General features: G+C 58.5%; 14 protein-coding genes. 11 read left to right on the top strand and 3 right to left on the bottom strand.

The features are described from left to right. Window positions 1–42 precede the first annotated feature (42 nt). The 7 genes from rplS to N018_RS18800 all read left to right on the top strand — a co-directional run bounded on the left by rplS (window position 43) and on the right by N018_RS18800 (window position 10390). Window positions 43–393: a 50S ribosomal protein L19 gene (gene rplS / locus N018_RS18830; protein WP_002552524.1), complete on the top strand. Its 351-nt coding sequence runs from the start codon at window positions 43–45 to the stop codon at window positions 391–393. A gap of 103 nt (window positions 394–496) precedes the next feature. Continuing rightward, window positions 497–1393, top strand: coding sequence for a site-specific tyrosine recombinase XerD (gene xerD, locus N018_RS18825; RefSeq protein WP_024644336.1), 897 nt, complete (start codon window positions 497–499; stop codon window positions 1391–1393). A gap of 144 nt (window positions 1394–1537) precedes the next feature. Further along, entirely contained in the window at window positions 1538–2278 is a 741-nt protein-coding gene (dsbC, locus tag N018_RS18820; protein WP_024644337.1) for a bifunctional protein-disulfide isomerase/oxidoreductase DsbC, read from the top strand. Between the two features lie 140 nt (window positions 2279–2418). After that, the gene (locus N018_RS18815; protein WP_025390451.1) at window positions 2419–3723 is read left to right on the top strand and encodes a homoserine dehydrogenase; all 1305 of its coding nucleotides are present in this window, start codon (window positions 2419–2421) and stop codon (window positions 3721–3723) included. Window positions 3724–3856: 133 nt separating this feature from the next. Next, window positions 3857–5266 (top strand): threonine synthase, encoded by a 1410-nt coding sequence (thrC, locus tag N018_RS18810; RefSeq protein WP_024644339.1) that lies wholly within the window; start codon window positions 3857–3859, stop codon window positions 5264–5266. 173 nt (window positions 5267–5439) lie between these two features. Next, the gene (locus N018_RS18805) at window positions 5440–9015 is read left to right on the top strand and encodes an ATP-binding protein (protein WP_025390450.1); all 3576 of its coding nucleotides are present in this window, start codon (window positions 5440–5442) and stop codon (window positions 9013–9015) included. A 118-nt stretch (window positions 9016–9133) separates the two neighbouring features. Continuing rightward, on the top strand, window positions 9134–10390 hold the full coding sequence (locus tag N018_RS18800; protein WP_032632504.1) for an EAL domain-containing response regulator: 1257 nt from the start codon (window positions 9134–9136) through the stop codon (window positions 10388–10390). Between the two features lie 2 nt (window positions 10391–10392). On the opposite strand, the gene N018_RS18795 is transcribed toward N018_RS18800, so the two are convergent. After that, a complete protein-coding gene (locus N018_RS18795; protein WP_024644341.1) occupies window positions 10393–11055 on the bottom strand; it encodes a response regulator transcription factor in 663 nt (220 codons plus the stop codon). Window positions 11056–11356: 301 nt separating this feature from the next. Here N018_RS18795 and N018_RS18790 point away from each other — a divergent pair, with 301 nt between their 5' ends. Further along, window positions 11357–11653, top strand: a complete 297-nt coding sequence (locus N018_RS18790) for a DUF3509 domain-containing protein (RefSeq protein ID WP_024644342.1) — start codon at window positions 11357–11359, stop codon at window positions 11651–11653. Between the two features lie 85 nt (window positions 11654–11738). On the opposite strand, the gene N018_RS18785 is transcribed toward N018_RS18790, so the two are convergent. Further along, window positions 11739–12617: a TIGR02285 family protein gene (locus N018_RS18785; RefSeq protein ID WP_024644343.1), complete on the bottom strand. Its 879-nt coding sequence runs from the start codon at window positions 12615–12617 to the stop codon at window positions 11739–11741. Window positions 12618–12923: 306 nt separating this feature from the next. Here N018_RS18785 and N018_RS18780 point away from each other — a divergent pair, with 306 nt between their 5' ends. The 3 genes from N018_RS18780 (at window position 12924) to N018_RS18770 (ending at window position 16465) form a co-directional block, all read left to right on the top strand. Next, the gene (locus N018_RS18780) at window positions 12924–13466 is read left to right on the top strand and encodes a YaeQ family protein (protein WP_024644344.1); all 543 of its coding nucleotides are present in this window, start codon (window positions 12924–12926) and stop codon (window positions 13464–13466) included. 63 nt (window positions 13467–13529) lie between these two features. Continuing rightward, entirely contained in the window at window positions 13530–15245 is a 1716-nt protein-coding gene (gene recJ / locus N018_RS18775) for a single-stranded-DNA-specific exonuclease RecJ (protein ID WP_025390449.1), read from the top strand. Window positions 15246–15358: 113 nt separating this feature from the next. Then, on the top strand, window positions 15359–16465 hold the full coding sequence (locus tag N018_RS18770) for an NADH:flavin oxidoreductase/NADH oxidase (protein WP_024644346.1): 1107 nt from the start codon (window positions 15359–15361) through the stop codon (window positions 16463–16465). A 60-nt stretch (window positions 16466–16525) separates the two neighbouring features. On the opposite strand, the gene N018_RS18765 is transcribed toward N018_RS18770, so the two are convergent. Continuing rightward, window positions 16526–18613, bottom strand: a complete 2088-nt coding sequence (locus tag N018_RS18765; RefSeq protein WP_024644347.1) for a hybrid sensor histidine kinase/response regulator — start codon at window positions 18611–18613, stop codon at window positions 16526–16528. Window positions 18614–18792: the final 179 nt, after the last annotated feature.

Here is an 18792-nt window from a genome sequence, read left to right as displayed (position 1 = left end):
TATCGATGGTCGATCCAGACGGATTACCTTAGGAGCACCAGCATGACTAACAAAATCATTCTTGCCCTCGAAGCAGAGCAGATGACCAAAGAGATCCCTACCTTTGCACCGGGCGACACCATTGTCGTTCAGGTAAAAGTGAAGGAAGGCGACCGCGCTCGTCTGCAAGCATTCGAAGGCGTTGTAATTGCCAAGCGTAACCGTGGCGTGAACAGTGCTTTCACTGTTCGTAAAATCTCCAACGGTGTTGGCGTTGAGCGTACTTTCCAGACTTACAGTCCGCAAATCGACAGCATGGCAGTGAAACGTCGCGGTGACGTTCGCAAGGCCAAACTGTACTACCTGCGTGACCTGTCCGGTAAAGCAGCGCGCATCAAGGAAAAACTGTCCTGATACAGTTTTTCGATGCATAAAAAAGGCAGCCTCAGGGCTGCCTTTTTGCTGTCTGCTGTTTGATGATTCGCTCCTGGCGTATCCCCACACGTAATGAGTAAAAATGGCTGCCATCGACCACCCGCTGATTGATCAGTTTCTGGACGCGCTCTGGCTCGAAAAGGGCCTGTCCGACAATACCCGTGATTCATACCGCAGCGATCTGGCGCTGTTCAACGGCTGGTTGCAGGAGCGGAGCGTTGATCTGCCCAGTGCCGGGCGCGAAGTGATCCTCGATCATCTGGCGTGGCGCGTGGACAATGCCTACAAACCACGTTCTACCGCCCGCTTTCTGTCCGGCGCACGGGGCTTTTATCGCTACCTGCTGCGCGAAAAGCTGATTGCAGTTGATCCGACCTTACAGATCGACATGCCTCAGTTGGGCAAGCCGCTGCCCAAATCGTTGTCCGAGGCCGATGTCGAAGCGCTGTTGGCTGCTCCTGATCTGAGCGAGCCCATTGGTCAGCGCGACCGGGCGATGCTGGAAGTGCTGTACGCCTGCGGTTTGCGCGTGACGGAACTGATCAGCCTGACGCTGGAGCAGGTCAATCTGCGTCAGGGCGTGCTGCGAGTGATGGGCAAAGGCAGCAAGGAGCGACTGGTGCCGATGGGCGAAGAGGCCATCGTCTGGGTCGAACGCTACCTGCGTGGCGCCCGCGACGAACTGCTCGGCGGAAAGCCCAGCGACGTGCTGTTCCCCAGCACCCGTGGCGACCAGATGACCCGCCAGACCTTCTGGCACCGTATCAAGCACCAGGCGACAGTCGCCGGTATCGGCAAATCGCTGTCGCCGCACACCTTGCGTCACGCCTTTGCAACCCATTTGCTCAATCATGGCGCCGACTTGCGCGTGGTGCAGATGCTCCTCGGACACAGTGACCTGTCGACCACCCAGATCTACACCCATGTTGCACGTGCGCGATTGCAGGAAATTCATGCGAAGCATCATCCGCGCGGCTGATTTCTCGTCTGAGTCGCGAAAAGTCTTACGTCAGTGCAGGGCGGTCTTTAAGTCCTAATGTGATAGGCTTTGCCGGTTTCGCAGATCAAGGCTGGCCCCCTGTTTATCGCAGCCTTCAGTCTGTCCGCCGTCATAGGAGTTTTCATGCGTTTGTCTCAGATTTTCGCTGCCGCCGCTGTCATGCTGGCTGGCACATTCAGTATGTTTGCCGTGGCAGATGCCGCGCCCGATCAGGCCATTCGCAAGACGCTGGATTCGCTCCAGCTCGAACTGCCGGTCGAGAGTATCTCGCCGAGCCCGCTCACCGGTCTTTACGAGGTCAAACTCAAAGGCGGCCGCGTGCTGTATGCCAGTGCTGACGGTCAGTTCGTGGTGCAGGGCTACCTTTTTCAAGTGCAGAACGGCAAGCCGGTCAACCTGACCGAGAAGACCGAGCGTCTGGCCATTTCCAAGACCATCAATGCCATTCCTCTTTCCGATATGGTGGTGTACCCGGCAGTTGGTGAGACCAAGTCGCACATCACCGTGTTCACCGACACCACCTGCCCGTATTGCCACAAGCTGCACGAAGAAGTGGCCCAGTTGAACAAGATGGGTGTCGAAGTCCGTTACATGGCGTTCCCGCGCCAGGGGCTGGGTTCTCCTGGCGACGAGCAGTTGCAGGCCGTCTGGTGCTCCAAGGACCGTAAAAGCGCCATGGACCGTATGGTCGACGGCAAGGACATCAAGGCTGCCAAATGTGACAATCCGGTCAGCAAGCAATACGAGATCGGTCAGTCGATCGGCGTGAACGGTACACCAGCGATCGTTCTGGCCGACGGTCAGGTAATTCCGGGCTACCAGCCCGCTGCTCAGGTTGCCAAACTGGCAATGGGCGCCAAATAGTTCTGCGTCGTCAAGAAGACCGCCTCATGAATGTGAGGCGCACGCTTTTCGGCGCTTCGTCGGATTTGTAGTCGTATGGCGACATGCGGCGGTTTTTCACAGTCGATTCAGGTTCGGCTGTTTTTCGGGGGAGTTCATCAGTGAAACCGGTCAAAGTAGGCATATGTGGGCTGGGTACTGTCGGTGGCGGTACTTTCAACGTGCTTCAGCGTAACGCCGAGGAGATTGCCCGCCGTGCAGGGCGTGGAATCGAAGTTGCGCAGATTGCGGTTCGTACACCAAACCCCAACTGCCAGATTGCCGGTACACCTACGACCAGTGATGTGTTTGCCGTTGCGACCAACCCTGAAATCGACATCGTCGTCGAGCTGATCGGCGGCTACACCATTGCCCGTGAACTGGTCCTCAAAGCCATTGAGAACGGCAAGCATGTTGTGACAGCCAACAAAGCGCTGATCGCTGTGCATGGCAACGAGATTTTCGCCAAGGCGCGCGAGAAGGGCGTCATTGTCGCGTTCGAAGCAGCGGTTGCGGGCGGTATTCCGGTCATCAAGGCCATTCGTGAAGGCCTGTCGGCAAACCGCATCAACTGGGTTGCAGGCATCATCAACGGCACTGGCAACTTCATCCTCACCGAAATGCGCGAGAAGGGCCGTACGTTTCCGGATGTTCTGGCTGAAGCCCAGGCGCTGGGTTATGCCGAGGCTGATCCGACGTTCGACGTCGAAGGCATCGACGCGGCGCACAAACTGACGATTCTGGCCTCCATCGCCTTTGGCATCCCGCTGCAGTTTGACAAGGCCTACACCGAAGGCATTACCAAACTGACCACCGCAGACGTGAACTACGCCGAGGCGCTGGGCTATCGCATCAAGCACCTGGGTGTTGCGCGCAGCACGGCTCAGGGCATTGAACTGCGCGTGCACCCGACGCTGATCCCGGCTGATCGTCTGATCGCTAACGTCAATGGCGTGATGAACGCGGTCATGGTCAATGGCGACGCATCGGGTTCGACACTGTTCTACGGTGCTGGCGCAGGTATGGAGCCTACCGCCTCTTCGGTGGTGGCCGACCTGGTGGACGTAGTGCGTGCCATGACGTCCGATCCGGAAAACCGTGTGCCGCATCTGGCCTTCCAGCCTGATTCGCTGTCCGCCCACCCGATCCTGCCGATCGAAGCCTGTGAAAGCGCCTACTATCTGCGTATTCAGGCCAAGGATCATCCGGGCGTTCTGGCTCAGGTAGCAAGCATCCTGTCCGAGCGCGGTATAAACATAGAATCGATCATGCAAAAGGAAGTCGAAGAACACGATGGCCTGGTGCCGATGATCCTGCTGACGCATCGCGTACTGGAGCAGCGCATCAATGACGCCATTCATGCCCTTGAAGCGTTGCAGGATGTGGCAGGTCCGGTAGTCCGTATTCGCGTCGAGCATCTTAATTAACGTCAGCTGCAAGCCGTCAGCTGCCAGCCACAAGCCACCCGCCACAAGTCAGACGCCAGTCGTTTTGAACTTGTGGTTTGAGGCTTGAGGCTTGAGGCTCGAGGCTTTCAGCTCAAACCACAGGTTTGATCCCATGCGCTATATCAGTACTCGCGGGCAAGCGCCTGCATTGAATTTCGAAGACGTGCTGTTGACTGGTCTGGCCAGCGACGGCGGCCTTTATGTGCCGGAAAACCTGCCGCGTTTCACTCAGGAGGAAATTGCTTCCTGGGCAGGCCTGCCTTATCACGAGCTGGCTTTCCGGGTGATGCGCCCGTTCGTCACCGGCAGCATTCCTGATGCCGATTTCAAGAAGATTCTGGAAGAAACCTACGGTGTGTTTGCCCACAGTGCTATTGCGCCCCTGCGCCAGCTCAACGGCAACGAGTGGGTGCTCGAACTGTTCCACGGTCCTACTCTGGCGTTCAAGGACTTCGCGCTGCAATTGCTCGGCCGTTTGCTGGATTACGTGCTGGCCAAGCGTGGCGAGCGGGTAGTCATCATGGGCGCCACCTCGGGCGATACCGGTTCTGCGGCCATCGAAGGCTGCCGTCGGTGTGACAACGTCGACATCTTCATTCTGCACCCGAACAATCGTGTGTCGGATGTTCAGCGCCGGCAGATGACAACCATCTTCGGTGAGAACATTCATAACATCGCGGTGGAAGGCAATTTTGACGATTGCCAGGAGATGGTCAAGGCCAGCTTTGCCGATCAGAGCTTCCTCAAGGGCACGCGTCTGGTAGCTGTCAACTCGATCAACTGGGCGCGGATCATGGCCCAGATCGTTTACTACTTCCATGCTGCGCTGCAACTGGGCGGTCCGGCGCGTTCAGTATCGTTCTCGGTGCCAACCGGTAATTTCGGCGACATCTTTGCCGGCTACCTGGCGCGCAATATGGGCTTGCCGATCAACCAGTTGATCGTCGCCACCAACCGCAACGACATCCTGCACCGCTTCATGAGCGGCAATCAGTACGTCAAGGAAACCCTGCACGCTACCTTGTCGCCGTCCATGGATATCATGGTTTCGTCGAACTTCGAGCGTCTGCTGTTTGATATGCATGGCCGCAATGGTTCGGCCATTGCCGAGCTGATGAGCACCTTCCGGCAGGGCGGCGGTTTCAGTGTCGAAGAAGAGCGCTGGACCGAAACCCGCAAGCTGTTCGACTCGCTGGCGGTCAGCGATGAGCAGACCTGCGAGACCATCATCGACGTGTTTGCGAAGACCGGCGAGTTGCTTGACCCGCACACCGCCATCGGGGTGAAGGCCGCGCGTGAGTGTCGTCGCAGTCTGGATACGCCCATGGTAATCCTGGGAACGGCGCACCCGGTCAAGTTCCCGGAAGCAGTGGAGAAGGCAGGCGTAGGAAAAGCGCTTGAGCTGCCTGCACATTTGTCTGATTTGTTCGAGCGCGACGAACGCTGCACCGTGCTACCCAATGACCTGAAAGCCATACAGGCATTTGTCAGTCAGCATGGCAACCGTGGCAAACCGCTCTAATAGAAGCGTCGTGTAACAACTTAAGGCCCGCCATTTGGCGGGCCTTCCTGTTTCTACGTGCCAAACTTCGAGGGTTTTCAGCCCACACAAAAGAGTCAATCGCAGTGAAGCAAGCACGTATGCAGAGCGTCGTCAGGAAGACAGGTAAAACCGCAAAGGACTGCGCGCGTCGCATGGTATGGGTGTTGCTGGGTCTGTTGTTCGCTCAGACCCTCAGCGCCGCACAAAGCTTGCCGTTTACCCTCACCGCGCCTTTCGTGGCGTCTGACGATCTCGTCATTGAGTCACGCGACCGGCAATGGCTCGATCAGCGCAAAGTCATCCGGGTCGGTATTGCCATCGCCGATTACGAGCCGATCGATATCACCAGCGACCGCAATCGTTATCAGGGTATCAGCGCCGATTACCTTGGGCTGGTCAGCGACCAGTTGAACGTTCCGATGCAGGTCACAGGGTTTGCCAGGCGTGAGGAGGCCATCGAGGCGCTGCGCGATGGCAAACTTGACCTGTTGACCAGTGCCAACGGCTTCGAACGAAGCGTGAAAGGGCTGGCGTTCTCTTCCGACTACATGCCTGACCGTTCGGTGGTGGTGGGTCGTGGCAACGACCTCAGCCCGCCCATAAACCTGGCAGGCAAAAAAGTGGTGTTACTCGATGGTTATGCCGATTCGGAGGTTGCGCACCGCACCTACCCGGACAGCGGGATCATTATCGCGCCGAACCTTTACAGTGCCCTGGAGGCCTTGAGTCAGGGGGAGGTGGACGCCTTTATCGGAAACGAAGTGATCGTCCGGTCATACACGGCCCTGCGCCCGTACCTGGGGCTGCAGATCAAGTTCGAAAGCCGCTTGCCGCCCGTGGGGTTTGCGTTTGCAGTGCGCCAGGACGAACAGCGTTTGCTGACGCTGATCAACCGTGCGCTGGAGAACATTGCGCCATCGGTCAGCCGTGAAGTGCTGGGCCGCTGGACGCTGGGTCTGGGCGCGGATGTAGAAGGACAACGGATTCGTTTTACGGGCGCAGAGCGACGCTGGTTGCTCAAACACCCCAGCGTCACCATTTCCACCACACAGCATCCGCCCTACATATACAAGGACAAGAATGGCCACTGGGTGGGCCTGAACGCCGATGTGCTGGCGCGTATTTCACGCATGACCGGTCTGCAGTTCGTACACCGGGAAGCGGCTTCCACTCAGCAGAGCATCGAGGTGCTGCGCGCCGGCCTGGCTGACATGAATACCACGCTTGCGGAGAATGCAGCGCGCCGTCGGTTTCTGGACTTTACCTATTCATTCGGGGGCAACAGCTGGATGTTCGTGGTGCGCTCCGAAGACTCGTCGCAGGTCTCCCTCGACAATCTGGCCGGTAAAGTCCTTGCGCTTCCTGCCCGGCATGCGCTTGAAGACCTGATCAGGCGAGAGTATCCGCTGATTCAACTGCGATTGGTGGATACCTACGATCAGGCCCGCGCATTGGTTGAAAACGGTGTTGCCAAAGCGACCATTCAGAATGAGGCAGGCGCCTACCTGTTTCCGTCCGGGCAGTTGAAAGTGGCCCGAAGTGTCGATGGGAAATGGTCGCCTGACCGTTTTTCAGTGATCAAGACCCAGCCCGAGTTGCTGGGCATCCTCAATAAGGCACTGGAAGAATTTCCGGTCGCCGAGTTACGTTCGATCCGCCTGAAGTGGCTGGGCTCGTCGCTGCCTCAACCTTCCCTGTGGGGACGCATTCCGCCGTGGGTGATCTGGGTCGTGGCGCTGGCCTTGCTCACCGGCCTGGTGTCGCTGGCCTGGAGCGGTCGTCTCAAGGTGCAGATTCTCCAACGCCTCAAGGCTGAACGCCTGCTCAACGATCAATTGGCTTTCAAACGTGCTCTGCTCGATGGCATTCCTAACCCGATCTATGTGCGGGATCTCAAGGGCCGCATGATCTCCTGCAACCGCGCCTACGAACACAGCCTGGGCATCAGTTTCGAGCACATGAATGGCCGACGCCTGATCGATGTCGATCTCATCCCGCGGCAGCTGGCCGAACAGATGCACGCCGACTACCTTAAACTGCTGGAAAACCACCAGCCGGCCTTCAGTGACCGCACTATTCAACTGTCCGGCAAGCGCATGGAGGTCTGGCAATGGACGGCTCCGTTCTTCGGTGCCGATGGTCAATTGCAGGGTTTGTTGGGCGGCTGGATCGATATCACCGAGCGCAAGCTGCTGGAGCAGCAACTTGAGAGCGCCATGCATCAGGCGGCTCAGGCCAATCAGGCAAAAAGCGCTTTTCTGGCTGGCATGAGTCATGAAATCCGCACGCCGATGGGGGCAATCATCGGCCTTCTGGAATTGGAGTGTGAGCAGGCGGTGCGTCAGGGCGACAGACCGTCCCAGGGATTACAGGTGGCTTACCGTTCAGCCACGCAACTGGTTGCGCTGATCGGCGAGAGTCTCGATCTGGCCAGAATCGAAGCAGGCGGCCTGCAGCTGTCATTGGCTGTGACGCCACTTCGCGAGTTTTTCGAGGAAGCCATTCAGCTGTTCTCGGCTCAGGCACAGGCAAAAGGTCTGCAACTGCGTCTGGAGATGACCGGGCAGGTCAGTGGTCACTACTGGCTGGACCCGTTGAGGCTTCGTCAGGTACTGCATAACCTGCTGGGCAATGCCTTGAAGTTTACCTGTGAGGGAGGCGTGGTCGTGAGGGTGGAAGTGGCCGATGCACCTGAAGGTGCATCGCGTGTGCGCATCAGCATTGAAGACAGCGGTGCAGGCATCGAGCCCGAGCGCCAGCAAAAGGTGTTTCAACCCTTCACCCAGGCAAGCGGTGACACGGCTGCGCAGTATGGCGGAAGCGGGCTGGGACTAACTATAACCCGGCAATTGGTCGAGCTGATGCAGGGTGAGATTCGCCTGCACAGTGAGCCCGGCAAGGGCACATGCGTCACCATCGACGTGCCGCTCGTCAGGATCAGCGATCGGGTGCTGCCCGTTGATGAACGCTCGCAGCCTGAAGTCGATACGCGCAGCCTGCATGTGTTGGTGGTCGATGATATGTCGGCCAATCGACTGGTGTTGACCCGTCAACTCGAGTTTCTGGGGCACCGGGTCGCGTCTGTCGAGGGGGGTGAAGCGGCGCTGGCGATCTGGCGCGACGAACCATTCGATGCCGTCATCACTGATTGCAACATGCCCGGCATCAGCGGTTACGCATTGACCGAGGCCATACGCCAGATCGAGGCTAAAGAGCTGCGCCAGCGATGCCCGGTCATCGGCTGTACCGCCAATGCCATGAGTGACGAGGCTGCGCGCTGCGAGCAGTCAGGCATGGATGGACTGCTGATCAAACCGTTGTCACTGACGCGTCTGGCACAGGAGCTGGGAGATGTGGTGCGTGAGCCGACGTTCGATATGGGCGCACTGCACCGCATGACCCGGGCCAATCCCGAGCAGATGCAGCGGTTGCTGAGTGAGTTATGGAAGAATCTGCTGCACGAGCACTCGGTGCTTGAGCGCGCAGTGTCGTCGATGGACTGGAAAAACCTGAGCGCTTCCCTGCATCGTCTCAAGGGAGCGGCCAGCCTGGTTGACGCCGTTCCGCTGGCCAAGGCCTGTGCTGCGCTGGATCAAAACGTCAGGCAAAAAGGCGAGACGGGCGTGCCCGGATGCTGGTCAGCGCTTGAGAAGGCGATCACCTGTCTGCGCGCTGATATTGAGGTCCAGTTGCTGAAGGTACCCGGCAGTGCTGAGCCGACTGGTTGAGGGGCAGCCCACACGTCCCGTAATCGCTGACAGGTTTAGGACGTGTCCTATGTGTCACTGCCGCTGGATTGACTAGACTTGGAGTTCCTCTGGCCAAGATGGCCGGGATCCGGTAGGCATGACAGTGCAATCACTCAAGGTTCTGATTCTCGAAGACCATCCTTTCCAATTGATGGCGCTGCACCAGATGCTCAATGCCAACCAGGTCTTTGACGTGCTGGCGGCTGACAGCGTTGCGGCAGCGAAGCAGTCTTTGTCCAGTCGGGGAGCTGTCGATATCGCCATCTGCGACTTGCAGATGGACGGACCGGACGGCCTCGAACTGATCCGTTTCCTGGCTGAGACTGCGCTGGCAAAGGCTCTGATCATTCTCAGCAGTTCCGCCACCTGTGTGCTTGAGGGCGTCGCGCAACTGGCGGGGGCTCAGGGGCTTAAGGTGCTGGGGTACTTGCAGAAACCTGCATCGGCCGCCGCGCTGTGCGAGCTGCTTGAGGCTTACGTTTCCCTTCAGCCAGATCCTGCGGTGCGGTCATCGGGCAATCACGCCTTTGCAGTGCTCTCGGCCGCAGAGCTCTTTCACCCGACAGGCACCAGACCTGCTGATATCACGTCGGTCGCCGAGCAATGGATTGCACATTTTCAGCCCAAGGTCAGCCTGCGCGGCGAGGTGCTGGGTGTCGAGGCGCTGGTTCGCTGGCAGCACCCGGTGCATGGCCTGCTGGCCCCCGGCCGCTTCATCGCGACCATTGAAGCTGAAGGCATGACAGTCCCTCTGACCTGGCGAGTGCTCGACCAGGCATTGCAGTTGTCTGCGCAAGTCCTGCGCGAGCAGGGCAAGGCGCTGTCGGTCGCGGTCAATGTCGACCCGCAAGTGCTGCAACAGGCCGATTTTTTCGAGCGGATCATGCAGGCTCTTGCGCATCATGGCGTGCCGGCCCATGCGCTGACGCTGGAAATACTTGAGCAGGACGCCGCGCGGCCAGAAGCCTGGCAACTGGAGGGGCTTTTGAGGCTGTGTATGAAGGGCTGCAAATTGTCGATCGATGATTTCGGCATGGGCGCATCGAACATCGACCGATTACTGCAACTCCCTTTCAGTGAGCTGAAAATACCCACCGAATTCGTGCGTGGCATGGCCGACGATGCGCGCAAATCGGCGGTGGTGGCCGGGGCGATGCTAATGGCACAACGGCTGTCCATGTCAGTAGTGGTTGAAGGGGTGGAGACGGCCGAGGATTTCCATTACCTGCTGGCGTTGGGCGACCCTGCCGTTCAGGGGTATTTTATTGCCCGGCCGATGGCTGCAGCAGAACTGTTGCAATGGATCGCACAGCGTGACGACCATCCGTTGCAGGACGTTCTGGCGCAGGCCTGATCTCAGGACAAACCGTTTTCCTGCATATAAATAAACAGCGCAGCGTCGTTGGCCAGCCCCAGCTTGCGCATGGCCGAGACTTTCTGAGCGCTGACGGTCTGTTTACTGCGATTGAGCCGGGCTGCGATCTGGCCGACCGCATGGCCCGCCGAGAGCAAGCGCAGTACTTCAAGTTCTTTAGGCGACAGACGTTCGAACGGCATCAGTGCGGCAGACCCGTGCTGTTGTGCCTCGCCGAGGAGGCCGCGTACTGAGTCGGCAAGGAACAGTTCCCCACGTTGTACGCACCTGATCGCGTCGGGCAGTTCGCCAGCCAGGCTGGCCTTGCTCAACAGCCCTCGCACGTTGAGGTTCAGCATGGACTGAAAAAGCGCGGCATTGCTCAACGTGGTGACGACTATCACCGGCAACCCCGGAAAGTCCCGGTGAATGCGCTGCAACAGGCGCAGCCCGTCGTTTTGCAGTTCTGCCGGCATCATGAAGTCTGTCACCAGTACATCACAGCCATGTTGCGCGAGCACCCCAAGCAGTTCGTCCGGAGTGCAGGCTTGCGCAACGACTGTGGTCAGGTCGTCCTGCTCCAGTACCACCCGCAGACCAATAAGAAAGATCGGGTGGTCGTCCGCCACGATGACCCGCAAGGGACGAGCATTGAAATGGCTCAAGGTCCGGCTCCATCAAGGGGCAGAGGGGAGGGGTGGCTGATGATGCAAGCGATGGTGCTGTTCATGACAGGTGGCCGGCCCATAGGCAACTTGTATGAATAGTCACTGGATCTTGCCGAATTTTCCTACGCGATAGTTTCCTCGCCTCATCGGCCTGCGGTTTTTTCCCTGTCATATTGAACAGGCATGCTCGAAATCACAGACAGCTGCTGTGACCCGCCAGGAGTAGAAAGAACTTTCTACTGTTCTCGACGGTCATTGGTAAGCACCTTTGCATTCAAACTGTTGAGTGGTGATCCGGATGGAAAATATCAGCTTACTGCTAAGCGAGGCGCTGGCTCCTTATCAGGCCTGTATTGGTCAGGCGGGTTCCCGGGGCGAGCGCCTGGTCACGCTGAAAGACAAAGCCGGTACCCGTGTGATCGAGCGTACATTCGGCGCTGATCAGTTGAACGACAAGCGTCAGCTTACAGACGTTGTCGATGGTCTGCGGCGTGATCTGATGGTGGCAGAAGGGCGAATAGAGCCTTGTGTCATTGCGGCGATGCGCAACGCGGCAATCAGCCGTGCGTTCGTTGGGGCACCCGCGTTTTCCTGATGCTGTTTGATGGCTGACAAGGACGCTGGAACCTTGAATGCCCAGAGCAGGCCCCCTTTGCCCGGGGGACTGCTGCATAACACTCTTAGTCCTTCTCGAACATTGCCTTGACGTCTTCCAGATAGCTCGCGCGCTGAGAGGGGTCCAGCCATTGTGCGTAAAAGCCCATCAAATTGCCGACACGCAGCACGCGCATTTCCTGATCGATCTTCGCGATTGCCTGTTCGCCTGCGGGCGACTTGCTACAGCTGACGTAAATGAACTGGTAAGTGGGGTTGCCCTTGATGGGCAGAAAACTCAGCTCCTCGGGCGCGATGCCTTGTTGCATGGCCTGATAACGAGCTTCGGGCCAGAAGCTGATAAAAGCTTGCAAGCGGCCCAGACGTTCCATTTGCAACAGGCTACCGACGGCGTCGTTACCGTAATGCGGTATGAGCGATCCGTCGTCCACGTGTTGCAGCGTCTCGTCGATAAACGCGCCGTAGCTGCGTTCGGCAACCACGCCGAGTTTGATGGTTTCGCTCGCCATCAGCGCGGCGAAGTCGATTTTCCCGTCTTCGATAAAAGCTGCGAACTGCGCCATGTCTTCTTTACGCACGATCAGGCCGCTGCTCAATATGGCGACGATGGGGATGGAGAAGAGAAGGTTTTTGGCGCGCTCTGCGGTCCACAGCATGGTCGGGTCGCAGTTGAGCGCGGTGCTGTCGTTGAGCATCTGCAAGCCTCTGGCGCGATTGACCCGTACCATCACGTGCCTGTATTCAGGCATTCGTGCCGTCAGCAACGGCATGAGCTGATCGATAGCGCCTTGCCCGCGCAGGTTCCCCGAAAAAATGGTCGAAGGCGGTATGTCGCGCAGCAGCCAGGTCAGCGTCTCTCTGGCTTCGCTGAAACAGGAGATGCCGACGAGCGACAAGGCGAGCAGCAGCCGAATCGACGCGCAGTGCGAGGCAGGAAGGGACATTCGCGGCTGTCATCCTCGAAAAGAATTCCACAATCAGGAGTGATTGGTGGCAGGTATTTGAGCGGCGCAACATCTTTTGCGTCACATGCAACTGCCCACGGCGATCCGGAAATGACATCCTGCGGCGCTGCGTAGCAGTCTTTTAAAATCATCTGTATCAAGGTTTTGTTTCAGACTATCGATTTTTTCGCATCCCGCAAATCAGCGTAACCCTGCGGTTGGCCGATCCCTTCGCCAGCAAGTTAGTTCACAGCCCCGGCATCGGTTAGACTTGCGGTCTTCCCTCCAGACTCTAGAAGCCCGTTCATGGCCCAGCCGTCCACGACTTACAAATTCGAACTCAACCTTACCGACCTTGATCGCGGGGTTTACGAGAGCGTCAAGCAGACCATTGCCCGGCATCCGTCCGAAACCGAAGAGCGCATGACCGTGCGTCTGCTGGCCTATGCCTTCTGGTACAACGAACAGCTGGCGTTTGGCCGGGGTCTGTCTGATGTGGACGAGCCGGCGTTGTGGGAAAAAAGTCTGGATGATCGTGTTTTGCACTGGATCGAAGTGGGTCAGCCGGACGCTGATCGTCTGACCTGGTGCTCGCGTCGTACCGAGCGCACCAGTCTGCTCGCCTACGGCAGCCTGCGTGTCTGGGAAGGGAAGGTCATCCCTGCAATCAAGAACCTGAAAAACGTCAACATTGCTGCGGTGCCGCAGGATGTGCTGGAAGTGCTGGCCAAGGACATGCCTCGCGTCATCAAGTGGGACGTGATGATCAGCGAAGGCACGATATTCGTGACCGACGACCGCGGCCAGCATGAAGTGCAACTGCAATGGCTTGCCGGCGAGCGCGGTTGATACCGGTCCGGCCTGGACTGACCCGAATCTGAATAGACACTGCAAAGAGATCAGCTGACCCGCATGCGCATTGAACCCCGTCCGTTGCCTGACACCCTGCCTTTTCTCGGCGACCTGCCGCCCTTGCTCACTCGTCTGTACGCTTCAAGGGGCGTGGCCTGTGAGGCAGAACTGGACAAGAGTCTGGCGCGTCTGATCCCGTATCAACAGCTCAAGGGTATCGATGCGGCCGTGAGTCTGCTGGTGACGGCATTGCGTGAAGATCAGCGCATGCTGATCGTCGGTGACTTCGATGCCGATGGCGCGACCGCCAGCACGGTAGGTGTGCTGGGCCTGCGCCTGATGGGCGCCTCGCATGTCGATTATCTGGTGCCCAATCGGTTCGAGTACGGCTATGGCCTGACGCCGGAAATCGTCGAGGTGGCGCTGCAACGCGAACCGCAGTTGCTGATCACCGTGGACAACGGTATTTCCAGCGTCGAGGGTGTGGCCGCTGCCAAGGCTGCCGGCCTGCAAGTGCTGGTGACCGACCATCACTTGCCCGGTTCAGAGCTTCCGGCAGCGGATGCCATCGTCAATCCCAATCAGCCCGGTTGCAGCTTTCCGAGCAAGTCCCTGGCAGGCGTTGGGGTTATCTTTTACGTCCTGATGGCCTTGCGCGCGCGTCTGCGCGAGATCGGCTGGTTCGATAACAATCTGCGTGCCCAGCCCAATTTGGGCGAGCTGCTGGATCTGGTCGCGCTCGGCAGCGTGGCCGACGTCGTGCCGCTGGACGCCAACAATCGCATTCTGGTGCATCAGGGTCTGATGCGTATCCGTGCCGGTCGTGCGCGTCCGGGTTTGCGCGCAATTCTTGAGGTCGCTCGGCGCGAACCTGCGCGCATCACCTCCACTGATCTTGGGTTCATTCTTGGCCCGCGCCTGAATGCGGCGGGGCGGCTGGATGACATGAGTCTGGGTATCGAATGCCTGCTTTGCGATGACCCTGTGCTGGCGCGTGAAATGGCCGTCCAGCTCGATGAGCTGAATCAAGACCGCAAATCCATCGAGCAAGGCATGCAGCGCGAGGCGCTGGCGCAGCTCAAGGACCTGCCGCTGGGGTCAATGCCATTCGGCCTGTGCCTGTTCGATGCCGAATGGCACCAGGGCGTGATCGGTATTCTGGCGTCGCGTCTCAAAGAGCGTTACCACCGACCGACCATCGCCTTTGCCAGCGCCGGGGAGGGCGTCCTCAAAGGTTCGGCCCGCTCGGTGCCCGGGTTTCATATACGTGATGCACTGGACGCGGTGGCGGCACGTCATCCGCAATTGATCAGCAAGTTCGGCGGTCACGCCATGGCCGCAGGCCTGTCGCTGCCGGAAGAAAACTATCCGGCCTTTGCCGACGCATTCGATCTGGAGGTACGGCGTCAGCTCGACGAGCAGGACCTGACCGGGCGTCTGCTGTCGGATGGTTCGCTGGCCGTCGAAGAATTTCATCTTGAGCTGGCTCGCGCGTTGCGCAACGCCGGTCCTTGGGGGCAGCATTTCCCGGAGCCGTTGTTCCATGGCGTCTTTCAACTGGTTGAGCAGCGGGTGGTGGGCGAGCGCCATTTGAAGATGGTGCTCAAGACGGAATGCGGCAGCGTGAAGCTGGATGGCATCGCATTCAGCGTCGACCGCGATGTCTGGCCCAACCCGAATATCCGTTGGGTCGAGCTGGCTTACAAGCTGGACCTGAACGAGTTTCGCGGCAACGAAACGGTGCAGTTGATGGTGGTCCACCTCGCGCCGCGCTGAAATCAGCAGGAACCCCTCTCGCTAAAAGGTTGTCGACAACACACGGTCCACTGAAATCTGTTCTGCAAATGAACCGAGCCTGGACACCTTAATTGTCATTACGAGAGGTTGCCATGAGCCTGCTGCTTGAACCCTATACCCTGCGCCAACTGACCCTTCGCAATCGCATCGCCGTTTCGCCGATGTGCCAGTACTCCAGTGTCGATGGCCTGGCCAACGACTGGCACCTGGTGCATCTGGGCAGTCGCGCCGTCGGTGGTGCCGGACTGGTCATCAGCGAAGCCATGGCGGTGACTTCGGATGGCCGTATCACGCCCGAAGACCTTGGCCTCTGGAACGACGAACAGATCGAGCCGCTGCAACGCATCACGCGCTTCATCAATGCGCAAGGTTCGGTGGCCGGCATTCAGTTGGCACATGCCGGTCGCAAGGCCAGCACCTGGCGTCCATGGCTGGGCAAGCATGGCAGTGTGCCCCTTACTGAAGGCGGCTGGACCCCGGTCGGGCCTTCGGCAATCGCTTTTGATCCGCAGCACACCGCGCCCGTGCAACTCAACGAAACGCAGATTCAGGAGCTGATCAAAGCCTTCGTCGATTCCGCGCGACGTGCATTGACGGCAGGCTTCAAGGTGGTCGAAATCCACGCTGCGCATGGTTACCTGTTGCATCAATTTCTATCGCCGTTGAGCAATCAGCGCACCGACCAGTACGGTGGGTCGTTTGAAAACCGGATTCGCCTGACGCTGCAAGTGACCGAAGCGGTGCGGGCAGTATGGCCGGAAGAGTTGCCGCTGTTTGTTCGTGTGTCGGCCACCGATTGGGTGGAAGACGGCTGGAATGCCGATGAGACGGTGGAGCTTGCACGCCGGCTGAAAGCGCTGGGCACGGACCTGATCGATGTGTCCTCGGGCGGCACCGCAGCGAAAGCGGAAATTCCGGTGGGCCCTGGCTACCAGACACGTTTTGCCGAGCAGGTGCGTAAAGAGGCCGACATCGCTACCGGTACGGTGGGCATGATCACCGATCCGGCACAGGCAGAGCATATTCTGCGCACCGGTCAGGCAGACATTATCCTGCTGGCCCGAGAGCTGTTGCGTGATCCTTACTGGCCATTGCGTGCCGATGAAGACCTGGGTGGCCGCCTGGCGACCTGGCCTGCACAGTATCAACGTGCCACACACCGGGATCAGCCGATTCACGAGTCTGATCTGCGCGACTGACCGTCAATCTCGATGCGTGGATAACCCTGAACCGAGCGCTGCAAAGCGCTCGGTTTTTATTTACTCGCCTTCCAGCAATTCCGTCACGCGGCTAATCAGCTCGGCTATGGCAAACGGTTTTGGCAGTACGTGCATACCCGGTTCAAGCGTGTCGTGTGCCAGCACTGCGTTTTCAGCATAGCCGGTCACAAACAGGATTTTCAGATCAGGGCGAACATCACGCGCAGCGTCGGCTACCTGTCGACCATTCATCCCGCCGGGCAAACCGACGTCGGTAATCAGCAGGTCGATGGCAGCCTTGGATTGCAGAATAACCAGTGCATCACTGCCCTTTTCCGCCTGCAACACTACATAGCCCAGGTCTTCAAGCAATTCGACGATCAGCAGTCGCACGGCAGGTTCGTCGTCTACAACCAGAATGGTCTCCTCGCCTGTACCCTGCGCCGGCACTTGAAGTACGTTGCTGTCCAGTGCCATGGCTTCTGCATCGCCTTCGTGCATCGGCAACAGAATGCAGATTTTCGAGCCTTCTCCCACGCTTGATGCGATGTTCACGCCGCCGCCCGACTGGCGGGCAAAACCGTAAATCATCGACAAGCCCAGGCCGGTGCCCATGCCAGTGGGTTTAGTGGTGAAGAACGGGTCGAATGCGCGCCCGATGATCTCTTTATCCATCCCGGTGCCCGTGTCACTCACCGACAACTCCACATAACGCCCCGCAGGTACGCCGAATGTTGCCGCTGCGATGGCGTTCAAGCTGCGATTGGCGGTCTGAATCAGCAGGCGGCCGCCGTCCGGCATGGCGTCCTTGGCATTGAGGCACAGGTTGAGCAGCGAGTTCTCCAGTTGGTGCGGGTCAACCAGCGTCGACCACAGGCCAGGCGATGCGACTACCTGCATATCGATGGCAGGGCCGACGGTGCGCCTGATCAGCTCATCCATGCCCGCGACAAGGTGATCGATATCGGTCGCCTTGGGTGCCAGCGTCTGGCGTCGCGAGAAGGCCAGTAGCCGATGCGTCAGTGATGCCGCACGTCTTGAGCCTTCCAGCGCTGCGTTGATGTAGCGCTCCAGCTCGGTGAAGCGTTCCTGTCTGATTCGCGACAGCAGCAGTTCCATGTTGCCGGTAATGCCCATCAGCAGATTATTGAAGTCGTGGGCCAGGCCGCCGGTAAGCTGCCCGACAGCTTCCATTTTTTGTGACTGGACCAATGTTTCCTCGGCGACGCGCAGCGCTTCGATGCGTTGCTTCTCATGGTTCAGGTGCTTGCCCAGCGCGAAGATGATTCCGTTGCCCGGCGCGGCGGTCCAGCCGAACCAGTGATAAGTTCCGTCGACATGCTGATAGCGGTTTTCGAACAGCGGCAGTACATGGTCGACCGCGTGTCTCAGGGCGTTCTGGGTGTTGCCGACGTCATCCGGGTGCAGAAGGGTCATGATCGAGCTGCCCAGCAACTCCTGCTGCGTGCGCCCGAGGATTGCGGTCCAGGCCGGGTTGACGCGCATGAACATACCGTTGAAATCAAGTATCGCCAGCGGATCGGGAGACATTTCCCAGAAGGTGTCCAGCTCCAGGGTGCGCTGCTCCAGCGTGGCAGTCTGATGCCTTTCCAGGCTGACCAGCTTGTCGATCAAATCCAGACGTTGACGCTCGTTTTCCTGCAATGCCTGTTGATTGAGGACCTGTTGGGTGGTTTCGTTGGTAATGCAAAACAGGCCGACGGTAATGCCATGCTCGTCAATTATCGGTGAGAACGAGAACGACCACCACGTCTGCTCGACCTCACCGTAACGCGACATGCTCAGCGGCATATTCTTGTAATGACAGGCCTTGCCAGCCATTGCATCGATGACCAGCGGCGCCACCTGATCCCAGACGTCAGCCCACAGATCAGTCACCAGAGCCCCTATGGCTTCATCCTTGCGCGGACCGAGAATGGGCGTGTAGGCGTCGTTGTGAAAAAACACCAGATCCGCTCCCCACAGCAGATAGATCGACTCCGGCGAGTTCAGGATGAGATTGAGGGTGCATTTCAGTGACACCGGCCAATGTTCAATCGGCCCGAGCGATGTTCGATTCCAGTCCTTTGATCGAATAGTCTCTGCGGCTTTGCTGTCGCTTGCCGGAAAACCATTAGGGGATATCACTTGGAACATGCTCCTCGCGGGCTGCATCTTTGGTGCAAGGCATTCATATGAATATTCTTACATTGAAAATCTATTCAAGTGTGCGGTAACGCGTACGTATTATGTTCCGGACACGTCTTATTGACCGTTCGTAACAGGCTGGGGTTGCAAGCGTTTCGATCGATATCGGGACAAGGGGA

Origin of the sequence: Pseudomonas syringae CC1557, assembly GCF_000452705.1 — a bacterium.
GTDB classification, from domain to species: domain Bacteria; phylum Pseudomonadota; class Gammaproteobacteria; order Pseudomonadales; family Pseudomonadaceae; genus Aquipseudomonas; species Aquipseudomonas syringae_F.
Note: the sequence above shows the minus strand (reverse complement) of the source record. Positions and strands in the feature narration are given on the sequence as shown.